General features: G+C 56.8%; 1 protein-coding gene. It reads right to left on the bottom strand.

Going from position 1 to position 384, the window contains the following annotated elements; all coding sequences use genetic code 11:
• Positions 1–384, bottom strand: a 384-nt coding sequence (locus Q3O60_RS17640) for a transposase (protein WP_305895236.1), incomplete at both ends; no start/stop codon positions are given.

Genomic DNA, 384 nt, shown 5'->3' on the forward strand with positions numbered 1-384 from the left:
CAGCTCAGTGGAGACCCTGGCGGCATAGCGGTAGGTATGCGCGCCTTCAACCAGCAAACGCCTTGCGCGGGTGTTGCCAGTTCGTGTAATACCGCCTTGCCTGCGTTTGCCGCCACTGGAATGCTCTGAGGGCACTAATCCCAGATAGCTCATGAGCTTTCTGGGGTGGTCGAAGCGTGATAAATCGCCCAGCTCAGCAATCACCCCGACGGCCACCAGCAGACGCACGCCACGCATGGCCTGAATGGCTTTAACGACAGGGTAGTAGCGCCAGTTTTTGACATGATAGCTGAGTTCGTTATCCAGCCGCTCTAAACGGCGGATACGCTCGGTAATGGTTTGTATCGCTTCTTGCAGCACAATTTGCTGGGCAGGGTGCGGTAG

This window comes from Alkalimonas collagenimarina (assembly GCF_030717845.1).
Taxonomy (GTDB): Bacteria; Pseudomonadota; Gammaproteobacteria; order Enterobacterales; family Alteromonadaceae; genus Alkalimonas; species Alkalimonas collagenimarina.